Genomic DNA, 16858 nt, shown 5'->3' on the forward strand with positions numbered 1-16858 from the left:
TCTGAATACTCAGATCGATTTCTCCCAGCCCTGTCCCATATCAACGAGAGGTCTCAGCTCAATGATCTCGAAGGTAACCGTTGCATACATCATCTGCGCAGCCCCCTCCCCGGCCATTTTTGCAATATGGCTTTTAATCGTATCAAGCATTTCCCCCGACGTTGCAGATTCCTTCATCTTCATATAAACCCTGATCCCTTTCCATTCCGTATCTTGCTCCATTATCATGTATATCGCGTAAGGGTTTTCCTGAAGGTTTGAGAACGTACGGTTCTTACCAGTTGCAACTACAACGGTCTTTTCATCGATCATATTGGGTGAGCCGAAAATAGCTGAATCTACCTTTCCGTCTTTGCTCGCTGTGCTGAGAACCCCAATTCTCAGTTGCTTGTTAAAATAGTCCATCAATTTTGACGTCATATTAAATCCCCCATCACAAACTTATTTCTTGCCCTTCTCCTGAAAAATTGAATGAGCAAGTCGCTTTATCCAGAAGTATTCCAAGAAAAGAGCTTTATTAGATATGCAAGCTGCGATAAATATGAGTCATAAGTATGCTTAAAACTTCGCCTGATGTGTGAGGCCTGGAGTTGTAAATAAAAAGGAGTAAATTAACGTAACTGTATCTCCCTGAAGCAAAAAAGATGTTTAGAGTTTAGTTGAAACCCCTGAGTTTTCCAGTGTCTCTGATGCAGTATCTCAAGCTCTATCTGATTTCTTTGGGAAATACGATTACATGAAAGCCAAGGAATCAAAGGAACATGAAGACTGAATCCGCGATTTGCTTGATGCTCTTATGAGCAAAAAAGAAGGTCAGGAATGACTTCAATCTGCATTTATATGGAAAAAGAGCCGGAAAGTAAAGAGGATAAGTCCCGATAGGTAATTATTGATTAACCAATTAGTACCTTCAAGGAAAAGAAACCTCTGCATAACTACTGAAGTGAACTCTTACCGCATTCTGGAGTGGGAAAATTATTCAGTTATTTATGCATACATTGATTATTTATTAGGAGTTTCATCAAATTGTAAAGAACACTTTGTTTGTTATTTATTTTTATCCCTAACAAAATGTCTATATATCTTAATCTCTCTGTTTCTAATAGATACATTTAGAATGCAGCTTTTCTTTTGAACCCAATTTGCAATGAACTCTTTTTGTCTATCATTGAATCTTATTTTATCAAGTTCATTTCCTATTTCCATATAATCGCCATCTTCAGACCATATCAAAAAAATATTAGTTAGAGGACTCGGATCTATTGTTTCGATAAGCTCTTTTACATTCGGTTTTTTCGAACTGAGATTCAGTTCCAAAAAAGTGGCAAGTAGGCAAAACTCTCCAAAGATGGCTGCAGAATCTGAGTAATTAAATCTAATACTCAACTCATTTTTCTCGCAACTAAGATTATGATACTCATTTCGCGAAAAATAAGGCGCCCAGTTTGTATACATTTCTGTCCCAGATAAATATGTTTCTTTTAGATCAAGAGGCAGAGAGCACTCTAAATAAAATTCTCCAATTCTCTTTAATGTATCTGATATTGTCTCTATATTTTGCTCCGCATATGAATAAAAAACTTGGTTCCCTGGATGACTGATATACTCAAAAGTATTGCTTAACAATCTTTGTCCAATGCCAGAAGTACGAGTGCTTGGAAGCATAGAACTAGAATAATCAAATAATATTCCTTTCAAACCATACAGTTTAAGGATAAGTTCTATTTTGTTATCAAATATTACATTGTAAGATTGTATACATAAGTGTATATTCTCTTCAAAAACAGACTTATTATGTGCATAGCATTCTTTTATTATATCAACTGATAGATTATCCCAATAAAGTTGCTCTTTTTTATCAAAATCTTTGCCCATAATTAGATTTTCATTCAGTCCAAAACCTATCTCTGCGGCTAGTGTTGCTTCATGCTCGTTTTGACTATTAATATAGTATAATATCAAATTCTTTAATGTTTCAACAACCTTGGTTCGGTTTTCTCTAACAGAATATTTTAAGTCTAAAATTGGTTTAATCGGATCCCCTAAATGCAAAATCCCTGTTTCAAATTCTCCTGGTTCTATTATTTTTTCAAAGGTATTTTTCCCAAGATAAAAAGAGAATTCAAAGCACTCTTTTGTAATTTCCTTAACTAAGTTTGGATTTGGAGTCATAAATTCCAAGCTTCTTGCCGCAAAGGAGAGTAAATTTTTACGCTCCATATTCGTTGATTCCTTTGCTACGCTCAATATAGTATAAAGTATTTTATCTGTAGCACTTTCTGAGTATTCTCCCCTCATCTGAAATGCTAATTGAATTACCACATCCCATTCTCTTCTTTTTATTTTTGGAATCAGCTCATTGGTTAATTCTTTTGTTTCCTCATAATTTCTACAAAACCAGTCTGCTGTAAAATATTCCAAAAAAGTCCTGTGTGTGAATTTATATAACTCTTGATTCTTCGTGGCACCAATGGCAGTAAGTATCCATGCGCGCCCCCTTGAGAAATTTACAAAATCTGTTGCCACAGCTTTGGCTTCATCTTTATCTTCATAAGTAGAAGGATAAAGATACTCAGTTGATTTCTTTATTAATTCCTCCTCACTTACACCTTCTTTTGAAGATTGGTTTGTATATATCCAATGAGCAAGATGAGAAATTAGAGATTCGATTTTTGAGTCTTGTATCGTAATTCCAGGATTAATTCCTCTATGTTTATCCCATTTTTTGAACAGCATTTCAGCGCATTTTTGATATATTTTAGGTCTATTTTCTGGAATGTAATTTTCTTGCCTATATATATTGCACATTAAAGACAACATCAAGGAATTAGAACGAAGATCAGAGACTTTTTCGCTTTCTATCATGAAGCGCCTTGCTTTCTCACTTCTTTCATTTGGCCTTAATTCGAAATCTAGATTAAACCATTTTTCTACATATTCTTTTATTTGAGCTTGATTAAAAGAAGTCATTTCATAGATCTCAAACATATCTTCTCTTAAAGTGGCTTGTTCATAACCTATTCTACGTGAAGTGACTATTATTGGAGTCGAAGGATAAAGAGTACAGAATGATTCTATTTCGTTTACCATTTTTTCTCTATATCTTGTATCTATAAGCTCATCAAGTCCATCAAATATTAATAAAATATATCCATTTAATAGCAGATATTCAAAAGTACCCTTTGGCGGTTCTATTTGAAAGTCATTACTGAACTCTTCATTGATGAAATCGATAATGGAAATATTATTTTTCGTTTTTTCGGCATGATAATCTCTAATCACCACTACAAAAGGAACTATTTCTCTTCCTGCAAAAAGTCTTTCTGAATATCTAGCAGAAAGTTCATAGCATATTTTTTTGGTGAAGGTGGTTTTTCCATTTCCTGGATCACCCAATAATACAATACGATGCACTTTTAAAAGAAAATTAAAAAACTCTAAGGGATTATTATTTTCATTATCTCTACTTCTTTTTATGAAATTTGGGCAGACATAGATTTTTTCGATGGGTTTTCTTACACCACCTTCAAAATTTGATATTTTTATGTATTCGTTTCTGTTTTTCAAGACACTGCGATATTTCTCAAAAAAGTCCTGAATTTCGTTAAAATTTAATTTCTCTCTCGAAAGGAATTCTATATTTTTTTTGATTCCGGTTAATTCATCCAAAATTACTTTTGAATGGTAACTTGATGTAGCTGCAAGAGCTATAATCTCACCATTAGAAATTTGCTTGTCGAGTACTTCTTGACATCCTTTAATCAATATATTAAAAAGTAATGAAGAAAGACACGAAATTCTCTTCTCTTTAATATCAAAGTATTGTGATAACAAAAGTGTGAATTCTTTTTCGATATCTTTGATATTTTCGTTAGTGGAATTGTGAAATATATTTGCTGCATATATTTGGCGTATTATACCTTCAATTGCCGGGCACTTAAAAAATATACATATCGATTCAAAATTTATTTTTAAATTTTCGTCTAAATTACTTATTTCCCTATTTATGGATTTGAGATCTTCTTCTATTAATGGATCAAAGTAAGATTTACCAAAAATTATTTTTTCTATTTCTGTCTTTTCAAAGAGTGACTTTTCAATCTTTCTGCACAGACTTTGAGTACCAAAACCAATTACAGAAGACACCGACTTGCCAAATATTGTTTGAGTGATCGGCCCCATAACATTCATCCACGTCGTCCATAAATAGATAGAAGTTTATTCTTACTTTTAAGACTTATACAGTTAAAGTATTTAATTTGCACTTTTTCTCTCGCGCATACCGAGGGATAATCTCGAGAAACTACTGGAGGCTGCTAGGCTTGCACCATCGGCTGCAAACAGGCAGAACTGAAAGTTTATTTGCATTTGCTCTAAAAACGCTATCATGAAAGAGATTGATTCTCAAAAAATACTGCGGGATGTAGCATATCTTAATTAAGTACACTTATTTCTTGCATTATAGAAAACTGACACTGTTTGCTTATATGTTAATTGCATTTTTTTCTAAGCAGGTAAACAAGCAAATTCTAAGGACTCTTGTAACAAAGATTATCTATGCAAAGTAGAGTTAAATGGAAAAAAATATCTAAACAATATTATATATTTATATAGTTGAAGTAGAAGAACACTTTAACATTAATGAATCATTGACATTAAACATATTACCTTTCTAGAGAAGAAACTGAAGAAGAATACGAAAAAAACTGAAAAACAAGCGAAGGCTATAAGAGTACAATTTTATATTGGCAATTTTCAATAACGGTGTGTGCCTTTATGAAAGCCTTAATATCAAAGAACTTCATAATCCTGAGTTTCGGTTTGTAACTTTCCTTGCTGACCAGTTAGATGGAGAACTTAAACTGAAAAAAGTAAATGGAATAGAGTTTATTATTAGGTTTAATGTAGAAAAAAATAATCACGCGTTGACATCAGCGCCACATTTAATTAAATAAAGAGTAGTTTATTTTGCTTTATAGAAACCCTGTATAAATCAGCTTCAAGAGGCTGAAAAGATTTTTGTACAATTTATATTTGTAATATTAGGATTTTGTTCTTTAATATGTCAAGATATATTACAGTTATTTCTTTATAGTGAATCCAGGAATCTGAGTTTCTTAGACTTCATTATTACTTGATTATCAAACAGGAGACTTACTTTTGGGAACAATTAGCGAAAAAATTTTCTCGCGGGCAGCGGGAAAAGAGGCAAAGGCAAATGATTTTGTCCTGGCAGATATTGATTATGCAATGGCGCATGACGGGACCTCGATACTTACAGTTAACGCTTTTAAGGAAATGGAAATGAAAAAGGTCTGGGACCCCTCAAGGATTGTAATCCCCTTCGACCACATCGCGCCTGCAAACAATGAAACTTCAGCTACCCTGCAAAAAGAAATCCGGGAATGGGTGAAGGAGCAGGGCATTCCGAATTTCTATGAGCTTGGTGAAGGAATCTGCCATCAGGTGCTTCCCGAAAATGGATTCGCTCTGCCTGGAAAGCTGGTTGTGGGAGCTGATTCACATTCCTGCACTTATGGGGCTTTCGGGGCTTTTGCAACAGGCGTGGGAGCCACCGATATGGCTGAAATTTTCGCCACAGGTAAGCTCTGGTTTAAGGTGCCAGAGAGTCTAAGGTTCACGGTTGAAGGAAGGCTTGGAAAAGGAGTTTATGCAAAAGATTTGACCCTTTACCTTATCGGGAAGACCGGAATTGACGGGGCCACCTATAAGGCTGTAGAATTTCACGGGCAGGCTATCTCCGAATTGTCAGTTTCCGGCAGAATGACGCTCTGCAACATGGCAATTGAAATGGGAGCAAAAACTGGAATTGTTCCGCCGGACGAGAAAACTTTCGATTTCCTGAAAAATAGGGCGGCTGCTCCCTATGAACCGGTTTATGCCGACCAGGATGCAGTCTATGTAAAAGAACCTGTTTACTCAGCTGAAGATATCGAGCCTCAGGTAGCCTGTCCGCACCAGGTTGACAACGTAAAGCCTGTGGGAGAGGTTGAAGGTACCCACGTAGACCAGGTTTTCATAGGGACGTGCACAAATGGGAGACTTGAAGACCTTGAGGTCACAGCAGCAATCCTTAAAGGAAAAAAGGTCGCAGTCAGGACTATTGTTATTCCTGCATCCCGCACGACTCTCCTTTCAGCAATTGAGAACGGAACAATGGAAACTCTGCTTAAAGCAGGCGTTACGCTTGCAACCCCTGGCTGCGGCCCCTGTCTTGGTGCTCACCAGGGAGTGCTCGGGGAAGGGGAAGTCTGTATTTCAACCGCGAACCGAAATTTCAAAGGCAGGATGGGAAAAGACGGTTTTATTTACCTGGCATCTCCTGCAACAGCAGCAGCTTCGGCACTGTCAGGAGAAATTACTGATCCAAGGACAGTTTGAATCTGAAAAATAAAGGACAGACATTTATATCTGAACCCCTAAAAATTTGAACAGAATAGTTTGAACAGAACATTTTCAATAGAACAGTCTGGAACCTGACCTATGCACTTCAGGATTTCAAACAGTTCAATTTTTTAAACTGTTCAATTTAATAAATTATTTTATTCATTTTGGGCTTTCTTTTTATCTCTTTTTGGTTCAGAATTCTAAAATTGTTAATTATATCCAGCGGAGATTTATACCATGAATCGCATATATTTTAACAGGAGGGACAACTATTACTGAAGAACTTAGTCACGAGAACCTTTCACATTTGATTGAGCACTGGATAGAGCATAACGAAAGCCACATACAGAGTCTCAGGGAATGGGCCCAGAAAGCCAAAAAAGATGGTTTTCTCGGAGCTTCTGAGGATATCTTGGAAGCTGCCAATAAAATCGAGGAAGCAAATAAAAACCTTAACCATGCAAAAGAAGAGCTTTTCCATCAGTGAAAATGCGTAAGAGCAAAATCTTAAGAGCTGATTTTAATCTCTCTGTGACGGGCTTTCTCCGTCACCATTCTTTTATTTACTTTCTCACTTGTGAGTCTAGACTTTCAGACCTCTGCTCAGGCCAGGAGTTTCTTAATATCTTTTAAATCCATAATAAGCTCTTAAATCCTAATAAGCTCTTCAACGCTTGATTCTCCAATATACCTCATGAAACTTTTTTCTTCCTCAAGGCACAAATCTTCACTTTTAAGTAACTCTTGACTCAATTTATCCCCAAAAATAATAGGTACAGTTTTTTCACTTTTCTTGGCATTTCTTTTTCTCAACATTTGACAGAGATTTTTTGATGAAAAGTGAGATATTCAGAATTTTATCTGCATGGTCCCCCATTGATTACCTCCCATACAAATACATATAAATCTCAAATAGATACTAATATTTCTTAATTTATTATCATCTCTTTAAAAATTAAAAGAGATAACGCAGTGAAGATTTCATCCGGGTATTATTAAAAACGTCTACAAATTTAAGAACGATTTTTCAAATTAGAAGCTACTTCTAAACTTGAAACTATTCTGAGGAATGTCAAAATTTCAGAAAATCGATTTTAAACAAAAATAGAAAGAGGAGATTTCAATAAAATTTCTCAATTTCGTGCTTTACTTCTTCAGGAGAAAACTTTTGCCTTACAAGGGGTTTTTCCTGAATTGCCGGAATTCTCTCCTCAAATACATCTCTCTCATACTTATAAAAAATACCATTTGGGATTTTATCTCCCCATTCCAGAGATTTCTCAAAGGCTTTTATATGGTCGTAAGGGTCATAATCGTCCCCAAGCTTGTAAACCCTGTCCCTGTACCATTTGAATGTGTTTATCTTATTGAAGGTCACACAAGGTTGAAGAATATCAAGAAGGGCAAAACCTCTGTGTGTTATGGCAGCTTTCATAAGTTCTTTAAGGTGCTCCTGATCGCCTGCAAAACCTCTAGCTACGAAGCTACAGTTCTGGGAAATCGCCATGGCAAGTGGGTTCATTGATTCCTGAAGGACGCCATAAGGCTGAATTGTTGTGTAGGTTCCCTCTGCTGTAGTAGGAGAGGCCTGCCCTTTGGTCAGTCCGTAAACTTGGTTATTGTGCACGAACATGGAAATATTCGGGTTCCTGCGGATTGCATGAAGAAAATGATTTCCTCCTTCCCCGTAGCAATCACCATCTCCTGCAACTGCAATTACGTGAAGGGAATGGTTGGCAAGTTTTGCAGCCGTAGCCACAGGCAGGGTTCTACCATGCAGCCCATTAAACGTATGGCATTTTATATAATGGGGTAGTTTTCCAGCTTGCCCTATTCCCGAAACCACAAGAACTTCCCAGGGTTCAATCCCAAGTTCGACAAGTGCCTGTTTGATGGCCGAAAGAATCTGAAAATTTCCGCATCCAGGGCACCAGGCCGGAATCTGGCCTTTATACTCTTCAGATGTAGGCATTCAACTCCTCCTTCAGGTTTTCAATTGTAAAAGGTCTCCCATCATATTTGCTTATCTGGTGGGAGAATCCAAATCCAGTTTCTGCCTTTAGAAGTTTTGCAAACTGCCCAGTGGCATTGTTTTCTATGCAAATTGTAAGATCTGCGTTCTCAAGAAGCCCAATATAATCGAACATTTCCAGTTCGGGAAGAGGGTAAATCTGGCTGAAATGTAGCATTGCGACTTTCTTGTCCTTAGAAATTGTATCAACCACCTCTTTTATCACACCATAAGTAGATCCATGCCCTACAAGCACTATCTTTGGAGAGGAGTCACCATATAAAAGCGGAGCTTCGATTTCTTTCTTTATAAGCGGCAGTTTGTTCAGCAGCCTTTTGTGAACCATTTTGATGCGGGTTTCGGAATCTTCTACAATATGCCCATCTTCGTCATGCTCATCACTATCCGCTACTACAAGGTGTTTTCCGGCTTCCCCCGGGACTGCAAGAAGAGAAATTCCTGTACTGGAATATTTGTAACGTTTATAGTCCGTAACGCCTTTAAGATCCTCTTCCCTCAGTCGGTAATCGTTATAAATTAGGTTCTCCAAACCGAAGTTTTCAAAAGTCCATTCGGATTCTGCGAGGTATTGGTCGGACTGAATGAACACAGGGATCTGGTATTTTTCTGCAAGTTCGAAAGCCCTGTTAGTCAGGTAAAAAGCCTGCTTTGGAGTTCCTGGCTCGAAAATAACTCTCGGAAACTCTCCGTGGCCTGCGTGAAGAATAAAAAGCAAGTCTCCTTGTTCAGTGCGTGTGGGAAAGCCCGTAGCTGGTCCAGGGCGCTGCATTTCCGCAATCACAACAGGAGTTTCGGTCATTCCTGTAAGGGAAAGTCCTTCGACCATAAGGGCGAATCCTCCTCCGGACGTTCCGGTCATAGCCCTTACCCCTGCAAAAGAAGCTCCTATCGCCATATTAATAGCTGCAATTTCGTCTTCAGCCTGCTCAACAACGAGATTATACTCTTCCGCCCTGGAAGCCAAATACTCCATAATTCCTGTTGAAGGCGACATAGGATATGCAGAATAAAACTTACAGCCAGACATAATTGCTCCTACTCCGATTGCCTGCAGCCCGGTTATGAGTATGCGCCTTTTCTCCTCAGGCTCACGGATTCCAAAAGCTTCGCATCTGGGACAATTCGTAAGAGCGTATTTATAGCCTGCTTCTGCGCAGGCTATATTGTTCTGGACTATTTCTTCCCCTTTTCTCAGGAAAGTTTCTCTCAAAATCTCTTTTAAGGCTTCAAGCCCGAGATCAAGCAACCCAAGCGCTGCCCCGGTTGCTACAGTATTTGCCATAACGCTGTTCTTCCCGACATCCAGCGCTATCTTTCGGAAGGGAATATCTATGAACTCCGGTTCTTCTAATTTCTGTTTGGCAATTTCAGAGTCATAGAGAATAAATCCTCCGTCTTTCACATTCTTTCTGGCAATTTTAATGGTGTTCAGGTCAAGAGCCAGAAGAATATCTACCATCTCTCTGGATGCCGAGATTTTCTGGTCGGAAAACCGTATCTGATAATAATTATGTCCCCCCCGTATCCTCGACATGTAGTCCTGGTGCGTAAATACATGATATCCTATTCGAGAGAAAACCTTTGCAAGAGCTCCTCCTATGGTCTGCAGTCCCTGTCCGGCCTCTCCTCCTATTCGAAGTGTATACTCCAGAAACTTAACCCCCATATTTTTCTTTATCTTCTATTTATCTTCAGTTTCTCTGGCTCGCTCAGTTTACCAACGTTTTTACCCCATGAATCCCGATTGGTGAATTTCAGTTATGGCTAATTTACAGGTCTTAATTGGTACTGTGCGAGGGTTTTTTATTAGCTGATGAAATGCATTAAAATTCAAGCCTCGAGCCTGTTTTAAACAGTAACAGCAAAATAGAATTTTATTGGATAGTTTTTTCCTTGTCCTTTTGCTACTGGCCCTATCTAGCTTTCTTCTATTGAGTTCCCCGAGAAAATATTATTATTTAACCTTAAATAACCTTGCTTCTTTTCCTTATTTGTGTGAAATTGGCAAAAAGAAATAAACAATAAAAATGGAATTGAGCTCATCTCGAAATCTACCTTGTTTGTATATATAAGGATTTTAAAACTAGTTTCATGATCGAAGGATCGATTAATTATTCAAAATCAGAGATATAAGGATGTAGTTCTAAGTTTTGGGATGAGCTCTTAATAAGCAAATCGGTGATTGAGATTTAAAATAGATAGAGAACCTTCCCAAAAAGAATACAGCCTACCAGGGCAATTCCAAGTATCAATATATCTGCCTGCAGCACGCTATATAATATTAAAAAGCAAAGCAATAAGGTAACTGCGCATGCCAGAATATCCACAGGATTGCTCATGCATGCCTCCATATTAAGTTTACAAATTCACATTATGATAAGGGTTTCTAATTTATCAAAAATTAAATAATAATAAATCAATATAATTTTTCAAATCTTCTTTCTCAGTAAAAAGATAAGAAATCCAAGTCTTCGACTAAGAAAAAGATCAAATTTCCGGCAAAAAGAGAAAATAGAAATGTGTTCCTCAAAAGCCATTCTGTGTCAGAAAAGGGGATTTCTCGCCTAATGTAAAATCTAACCCATATAAAATTTAACTTTTGTTTCAAATCAAGCCTTTTTAAAAAGGCTTGAGCGAAACCCCCCTAGCGACGTTTGAGTTTTAGCCTTACCCCCAAACCCTATCGGCGTGATCAACCGGCGCAACGGTTGCGTTAGAACTTCCCACGGCCTAGCTGGGCATGAGCGCGGGCAAGGTGCCCCGCAGCCTGGGCTCCTATAAGGTTAACTTCTCCTGCAAGCACGGCAGAAGCTACGATTTCTGCAAATTTCTTGGAGTTTACTCCGGGAACGTCACCTGAGCCTGCAACACCAAGAATATTCAGGCAATCTCTCTGGGTTCCAAGGCTAGTGCCTCCTCCAACAGTTCCTACAGGCAGGGCAGGCAGGGTAACAGAGCAGTGAATTTCTTCGTATTTCGTAAGCTCCATGCTCGTAATTGCAGTGCTTCCTTCTACAACATGAGCTGCATCCTGCCCACAGGCCAGGTAGATAGCAGCAATAATGTTTGCAGCATGGGCATTAAAGCCAAGTGATCCTGCTCTTGCTGAACCCAAAAGGTTTTTGCTGTAGTTCACCTCAAACATGGATTCTGGTGTACATTTCAAGGTCTCTTTGACAATTTCTTTTGGAATGGTAACCTCGGCTACAACGGTTTTTCCTCTTCCGAGAATTGTGCTTATGGAAGCGGGTTTTTTGTCGGTACACATATTTCCTGAAAGGGTAACCGGATGTGCACCGAATTCATCTTCTATAAGGTGCATCACTGCATCAGTAGCTATAGTCACCATGTTCATGCCCATGGCGTCTTTTGTGTCGTACGAGAACCTGAGGTATACGTATGTGCCAGTTACGAAGGGTTTTACGGAAAGCAGTTTTCCAAAACGTGTCGTCTTTTCAGCAACGGCTTTCATCTGCTCGAAAATCTCAGGACATTTTACCCACTCATAAAATTCTTTAACCCTGCTAAGACTCTCAAGCTTAAAGACAGGTGCTCTGGTCATCTCGTCCTCAAAGACTCTTACATTTGCTCCACCTGATTTCGTGATCACCGAACAGCCGCGATTTACACCGGCAACAAGAGCCCCTTCAGTTGTAGCAAGAGGAATGTAGTATTCGGAATTTGCGTATTCGCCATTTACCTTCAGAAGTCCGGCAACTCCGAGAGGGATCTGAACTGCGCCTATCATGTTTTCAATATTTTTTTTCGATGCGGCCTCAACATCAAGGGAAAAATTCTGAATGTGCTCAAACTCGAGTTTTTCAAACTCCTGTATTGCAAGCCGTCTGAGTTTTACTGAAGTTACAGGGTCTGCAAACTCCTCAATCTTGCGAAGAGCCACATCTCCATCTAGAACCTTTTGTAAGAGAATTTTCTCCTCCTCACTTAATTCATAATCTTGTAAAAACATGAAATCACCTGCTGAAGTTATTTTCTTTCCATTTCTTTAAAATTAATTGACTGAAGGGATGCGATATGTGCAAAAACGCTCTATCTATTGATTCGCGTTTTTGTATCTTTATTCTAGCTATATCCACATTGACATATAATCCATTCCTCAATGTGACGTATTCTATAACTCTCAAGCTGTGTAAAAAAACCTTCACTATACATAAAAAGATCTGTCGGCTTCCTTTAACATTCAAGGAATACTTGTAATCTTACAAACCTTAATATTTATATAAAAATTCTCAGACTCGGCTGCAGATCCGTTAAAAGGGGATGTGGTAAGTAAGGCTCAGAAATCAATAAGAATTTTTAAAGTGACTAAAATTGGATGAAATATAGATTAAATGTTCTATAGGCCTGTTTCATATCTATATTTACTGATTGCAGGATCAATCGGGTCCGGGTAGAATTAGGTCGAAGAAAACATTACTTCAGAAAGGGCTTCAGTAAAACACATCCAACTACTTGAAAAATTTGTTTCTTAAATTTCTTATTTAATTCTAAATGTTCTTAAGGCTCAGAAATTAATGATTAACTGATTTTCTTCGGTGTATCTCAGAAAAAGCTCGGCCACTTCTTTTGAGCAGATAAATTCAATTCCAGGTATCAATTCTTCTTTCTTAAGTCCGATCATGTCCGAGGCAAGCTGGCAGCACCGAAATTCAACTCCCATGTCGATGCATTCCTGAACAGTGGCATCGTATTTGGGTGATCCTCTTGTTTTATCTTTCTTTGCAAGCAACACACCCATAGGACCCCACAGAATTACCTGCACATCGAGCCCCTTACTCCTGTAATACTTTGCAAACTTGAGAGTTTCCTGCGGACTGGTGCTTTCATACACCATGTTTTTGAGCAGCAATAATACTTTTTCGACTTTTGTCATAAAAACTCCAGGTATGAATAATACATTTCTGAAACAGATTACCTAGATGTATATAAAGTTTCACATTGAAAAAGGAAGTCTATATTTTTTCACTTTCTTTATATAATTATGTTCTTCTTTGTGAGCACAGCAAAGTTCAGATACTTTAATCTCGTTAATTCGCTCTATTGCAAGGTAAAGTAATATAGCCACTTCACTACTCTGAATCTAGCCTGAGATTTTTGCAACAAATATTTTTTAAATGTGGGGACTAATTCTAAATGCCCGTTTTTCGAGACTCCGGCTTTATAAAAATACTTAATTTAAGCTAAGCAATTTATAAATTGTCTTCTAATGTTCTCCATATTTGATGTCTAGTTTCCATATTTGATGTCTATTTTGTATCTTTGAAAATAGCACTCCAGTAATAATGAGATAAAAAATATAAATAAAATTATATAAATAGGTTTTACAGTTGGCGTTTGCAGGACTAAGAATTGGAATTTGAACTAAAGTCGGAATTTGAATTTATGGAATCTGACCTTCGGATATCCTGCTTTCAGGAGCTGATCCTGCCTTCAACTGTTAGTAAAAAGCTGGAAAAATAAGCATTATTCGATACCAGATAATTTTAAAAAGGTAAGCTTTTGCTTACCTTACAATTACAACAACCGCGCCTCTGACTTCAAGAACATCGACCTCTCTGCCTGCGGAGATAACTTCTTTCTTTATCTCTACGGCCTCGGATTCGAGCTCGATAGGTTTGCCGTCTACATTAACGGTTATTTTTCCTGAAGCGGCCTGAGCTTCAATTGCAGCAGGGTCTTCGGCCTTGAGAGCTTTCACGATAGCGCCTGCGTCTTTTCTGAACCTGGGACCTAGGATACCCATATTGGGTTTAACTTCTACTGGCACATATTCAAAGGAAGGAGCTCCTTCCATTAACTCAACTTCGGAGTTCGTAGCGCCTGCAATATCTCCTATATCGATATTTGCATTGTATATCTCAAGCTTTTTCAGGGGGGCATTAAGTGCCATTCCCAGTTCGGACTTGTATCTGCGGACCTCACCTGTGATCTCCTTAATCAGTTCCCCTGCGGCTTCGGCTTCTTCATTTATGAAGCTTTCCTCTACTTCCGGCCAGGCCTGTGTATGGACACTCTCATCACTAAATCTTGAGTATAGTTCTTCCGCAAAGAAGGGTATAAAGGGTGCAAGCAGAAGCGAGAGAGTTTTAATTGTACTGTAAAGCACATACTGGGCTGCTTTCCTGCCTTCGGGCTCATCACCATAAAGCCTGCTTTTTACTAGTTCCAGATAGTTGTCAGCAAGGACTTCCCAGGCAAAACCTCTTATGGCTTTGAAGGTAGAATCAAACTGGTACTCATCAAACTCCTTTGTTGCAGTGTCTACAAGTCTGTTAAGTTTACTCAGTAGCCACCTGTCAATTATTTGGAGAGATTCCACAGGGAAATTCTCGGCGTCTTTTTGTCCGAAGCCCTTCAGGTGAGACATTGAAAATCTATAGATACTCCACATCTTCTGAAGGAAGCGAGAAGCTGAGACCACGTCTTTCCAGCGGAACATTACATCCGAACCTGTGGACCCGCCAACTGCACCCCATTGCCTAAAAGCATCGGCACTGTATTGTGTGGTTACTTCTTCAGGAGAAATAACATTTCCAAGGGATTTGCTCATTTTATGTCCATCAGGCCCGAGTACCATACCATTAATTACTATAGAGTCCCAGGGTTTCTTTCCTTCAAGGGCTAGACTCCGCAGGATTGTGTAAAAAGCCCAGGTTCTAATAATATCGTGACCCTGTGGGCGGATCTGCGCAGGCAGGCGGAGGTCGTGCTCGCTTTCCCAGCCCGTGACATGTAATGCCGTGATCGAAGAGTCCATCCAAGTGTCAAGCACATCGGTTTCGGGTTCAAATTCAGTTGAGCCGCAGGCGCAGGCTTTCTTCGGAGTTGCTTCATTTGGGTCAATTGGAAGCCAGCTCTCTTCTGCAATCATTACTTCCCCACACTTCTTGCAGTACCAGATCGGAATTGGGGTTGCAAAGATCCTCTGTCTGGAAATGCACCAGTCCCATTCCATAGTGCCTGTCCAGTTCTGGAGTCTGACTTTCATGTATTCAGGATACCATTTAATCTCATCTGCAGCTCTTAGGATGCCATCGTTGTCAATTTTTACGAACCATTGGGGCTCCGAAAGGATTTCGATAGGAGTATCACAGCGCCAGCAAAGCCCTACATTCTGTTCCAGAGGCTTCTGGTCATAGAGGAAACCTGCGGCTTTCAGGTCAGCAATGACAGCTTCTCTGCACTCGGCAATGTTCAGGCCTTCATACTTGCCTGCTGCTTTTGTCATCTTTCCCTGTTTGTCAATGGCTTTTATAAGAGGGAGTCCGTATTTTGCCCACCAGCGTACGTCCTGCTTATCCCCGAAAGTACAGATCATAACAGCGCCTGTACCGAATTCAGGCTCAACATCTTCATCGGCAATCAGAGTAACTTTCTGGCCAAAGAGCGGAACTGTAATGTCCTGGCCTATGTACTGGCTGTAACGTTTGTCTTCAGGGTTTACCGCAACTGCAACACAGGCTGCCATAAGTTCCGGTCTGGTGGTTGCAATGTCTACCTTGTCGAAGTGAACAAAGTTAAGTTTTGTTTGCCTTGTTTCATACTCGACTTCTGCAAAAGCAATGGCAGTTTCGCAGCGGGGACACCAGTTGACAGGATGTTCTTCGTGATAGATGTATCCATTATTGTACATCCTGACAAAAGATTTCTGCGTTTTTACAAAGTATGAAGGTTCCATGGTAACGAATTCGTTGCTCCAATCAACGGAAAAACCCAAACGCAGCATTGTTTTTCGCATCTTGTCGATATTTCCTGCAGTAAGTTCCCTGCACATCCTGCGGAACTCGGCTCGAGGAACCTGATTTTTCGTTATCCCGTGAATTTCTTCAACCTTGACTTCAGTTGGCAAGCCGTGACAGTCCCAGCCCTGAGGGAACATTACATTGTATCCACGCATACGTTTGTATCGGGCAACAAAGTCAATATAGCACCAGTTAAGTGCGTTTCCTATATGGAAATTACCTGTAGGATAAGGAGGAGGGGTGTCGATAATATATTGGGGGCGGGTATCTTCCCCCCAGTTAAAATGGTACATGGAGAGGTTCCACTTCTCCATCCACTTTTCCTCAACCTCACTTGCATTATATTCTTTTGGAATTTCTGATTCTGTCATAAAGACACTCCATGATTGGGAAATAGTGTAAGAACTCTTGGGGTTTAGAGTGCTTGCGATTATTTAAATATATCTGGTTTTGTATGAAGTGAACATTTCTTCTTTTTCAACGCCCTATCCAGTATTTGACAGATATATACATTTGACTTCTATTGATTTCATTTTTATCCGAAAAACAATTTTCACAAAATAAAACACTTACAATCAGTTATAATCTTACTATTGGCAGCATAGACTAACTTGTCAGCATATAGTAACACTATTAGAACGGAAAGCTGTCAGAA

General features: G+C 39.0%; 12 protein-coding genes. 3 read left to right on the forward strand and 9 right to left on the reverse strand.

Going from position 1 to position 16858, the window contains the following annotated elements; genetic code table 11:
- Positions 1-9: 9 nt before the first annotated feature.
- Entirely contained in the window at positions 10-420 is a 411-nt protein-coding gene (locus BP549_RS00755; protein WP_292375810.1) for a pyridoxamine 5'-phosphate oxidase family protein, read from the reverse strand.
- Positions 421-1047: 627 nt separating this feature from the next.
- The gene (locus tag BP549_RS00760; RefSeq protein ID WP_292375808.1) at positions 1048-4182 is read right to left on the reverse strand and encodes an NACHT domain-containing protein; all 3135 of its coding nucleotides are present in this window, start codon (positions 4180-4182) and stop codon (positions 1048-1050) included.
- Between the two features lie 97 nt (positions 4183-4279).
- Between BP549_RS00760 and BP549_RS00765 the strand changes: the two genes are divergently transcribed.
- The 3 genes from BP549_RS00765 to BP549_RS00775 all read left to right on the forward strand — a co-directional run bounded on the left by BP549_RS00765 (position 4280) and on the right by BP549_RS00775 (position 6895).
- Positions 4280-4354 (forward strand): nitroreductase family protein, encoded by a 75-nt coding sequence (locus tag BP549_RS00765; protein ID WP_292377548.1) that lies wholly within the window; start codon positions 4280-4282, stop codon positions 4352-4354.
- 815 nt (positions 4355-5169) lie between these two features.
- Positions 5170-6402, forward strand: a complete 1233-nt coding sequence (gene hacA, locus BP549_RS00770) for a homoaconitase large subunit (protein WP_292377549.1) — start codon at positions 5170-5172, stop codon at positions 6400-6402.
- A gap of 313 nt (positions 6403-6715) precedes the next feature.
- The gene (locus tag BP549_RS00775; protein WP_292375806.1) at positions 6716-6895 is read left to right on the forward strand and encodes a hypothetical protein; all 180 of its coding nucleotides are present in this window, start codon (positions 6716-6718) and stop codon (positions 6893-6895) included.
- A gap of 161 nt (positions 6896-7056) precedes the next feature.
- Here the strand turns inward: BP549_RS00775 and BP549_RS00780 are convergent, their stop codons facing one another.
- The 7 genes from BP549_RS00780 to BP549_RS00810 all read right to left on the reverse strand — a co-directional run bounded on the left by BP549_RS00780 (position 7057) and on the right by BP549_RS00810 (position 16574).
- Positions 7057-7224 (reverse strand): hypothetical protein, encoded by a 168-nt coding sequence (locus BP549_RS00780; protein ID WP_292375804.1) that lies wholly within the window; start codon positions 7222-7224, stop codon positions 7057-7059.
- Between the two features lie 304 nt (positions 7225-7528).
- Positions 7529-8380, reverse strand: a complete 852-nt coding sequence (locus BP549_RS00785) for a 2-oxoacid:ferredoxin oxidoreductase subunit beta (RefSeq protein WP_292377424.1) — start codon at positions 8378-8380, stop codon at positions 7529-7531.
- Positions 8367-10106: a 2-oxoacid:acceptor oxidoreductase subunit alpha gene (locus tag BP549_RS00790; RefSeq protein ID WP_292377425.1), complete on the reverse strand. Its 1740-nt coding sequence runs from the start codon at positions 10104-10106 to the stop codon at positions 8367-8369. The genes BP549_RS00785 and BP549_RS00790 overlap by 14 nt, the downstream gene beginning before the upstream one ends.
- 523 nt (positions 10107-10629) lie before the next feature.
- Positions 10630-10779 carry a hypothetical protein gene (locus BP549_RS00795; protein WP_292375798.1) on the reverse strand — a complete coding sequence of 50 codons (150 nt, stop codon included), beginning with the start codon at positions 10777-10779 and terminating at the stop codon, positions 10630-10632.
- 374 nt (positions 10780-11153) lie between these two features.
- Positions 11154-12410 (reverse strand): hydroxymethylglutaryl-CoA reductase (NADPH), encoded by a 1257-nt coding sequence (gene hmgA, locus BP549_RS00800; protein WP_292377427.1) that lies wholly within the window; start codon positions 12408-12410, stop codon positions 11154-11156.
- 555 nt (positions 12411-12965) lie between these two features.
- A complete protein-coding gene (locus BP549_RS00805; protein ID WP_292375794.1) occupies positions 12966-13334 on the reverse strand; it encodes a DsrE family protein in 369 nt (122 codons plus the stop codon).
- A 630-nt stretch (positions 13335-13964) separates the two neighbouring features.
- Positions 13965-16574, reverse strand: a complete 2610-nt coding sequence (locus tag BP549_RS00810; protein WP_292377428.1) for a valine--tRNA ligase — start codon at positions 16572-16574, stop codon at positions 13965-13967.
- Positions 16575-16858 lie beyond the last annotated feature (284 nt).

Origin of the sequence: Methanosarcina sp. UBA289, from assembly GCA_002496565.1 — an archaeon.
Lineage (GTDB): Archaea > Halobacteriota > Methanosarcinia > Methanosarcinales > Methanosarcinaceae > Methanosarcina.

Excerpts from the sequence above, each read along its gene's own strand:
- hmgA (WP_292377427.1), bottom strand. The coding sequence starts at position 12,410 with ATGTTTTTACAAGATTATGAATTAAGTGAGGAGGAGAAAATTCTCTTA.
- BP549_RS00785 (WP_292377424.1), bottom strand. The coding sequence starts at position 8,380 with ATGCCTACATCTGAAGAGTATAAAGGCCAGATTCCGGCCTGGTGCCCT.
- BP549_RS00790 (WP_292377425.1), bottom strand. The coding sequence starts at position 10,106 with ATGGGGGTTAAGTTTCTGGAGTATACACTTCGAATAGGAGGAGAGGCC.
- BP549_RS00760 (WP_292375808.1), bottom strand. The coding sequence starts at position 4,182 with ATGGGGCCGATCACTCAAACAATATTTGGCAAGTCGGTGTCTTCTGTA.
- BP549_RS00780 (WP_292375804.1), bottom strand. The coding sequence starts at position 7,224 with ATGTTGAGAAAAAGAAATGCCAAGAAAAGTGAAAAAACTGTACCTATT.
- BP549_RS00810 (WP_292377428.1), bottom strand. The coding sequence starts at position 16,574 with ATGACAGAATCAGAAATTCCAAAAGAATATAATGCAAGTGAGGTTGAG.
- BP549_RS00755 (WP_292375810.1), bottom strand. The coding sequence starts at position 420 with ATGACGTCAAAATTGATGGACTATTTTAACAAGCAACTGAGAATTGGG.
- BP549_RS00795 (WP_292375798.1), bottom strand. The coding sequence starts at position 10,779 with ATGAGCAATCCTGTGGATATTCTGGCATGCGCAGTTACCTTATTGCTT.
- BP549_RS00805 (WP_292375794.1), bottom strand. The coding sequence starts at position 13,334 with ATGACAAAAGTCGAAAAAGTATTATTGCTGCTCAAAAACATGGTGTAT.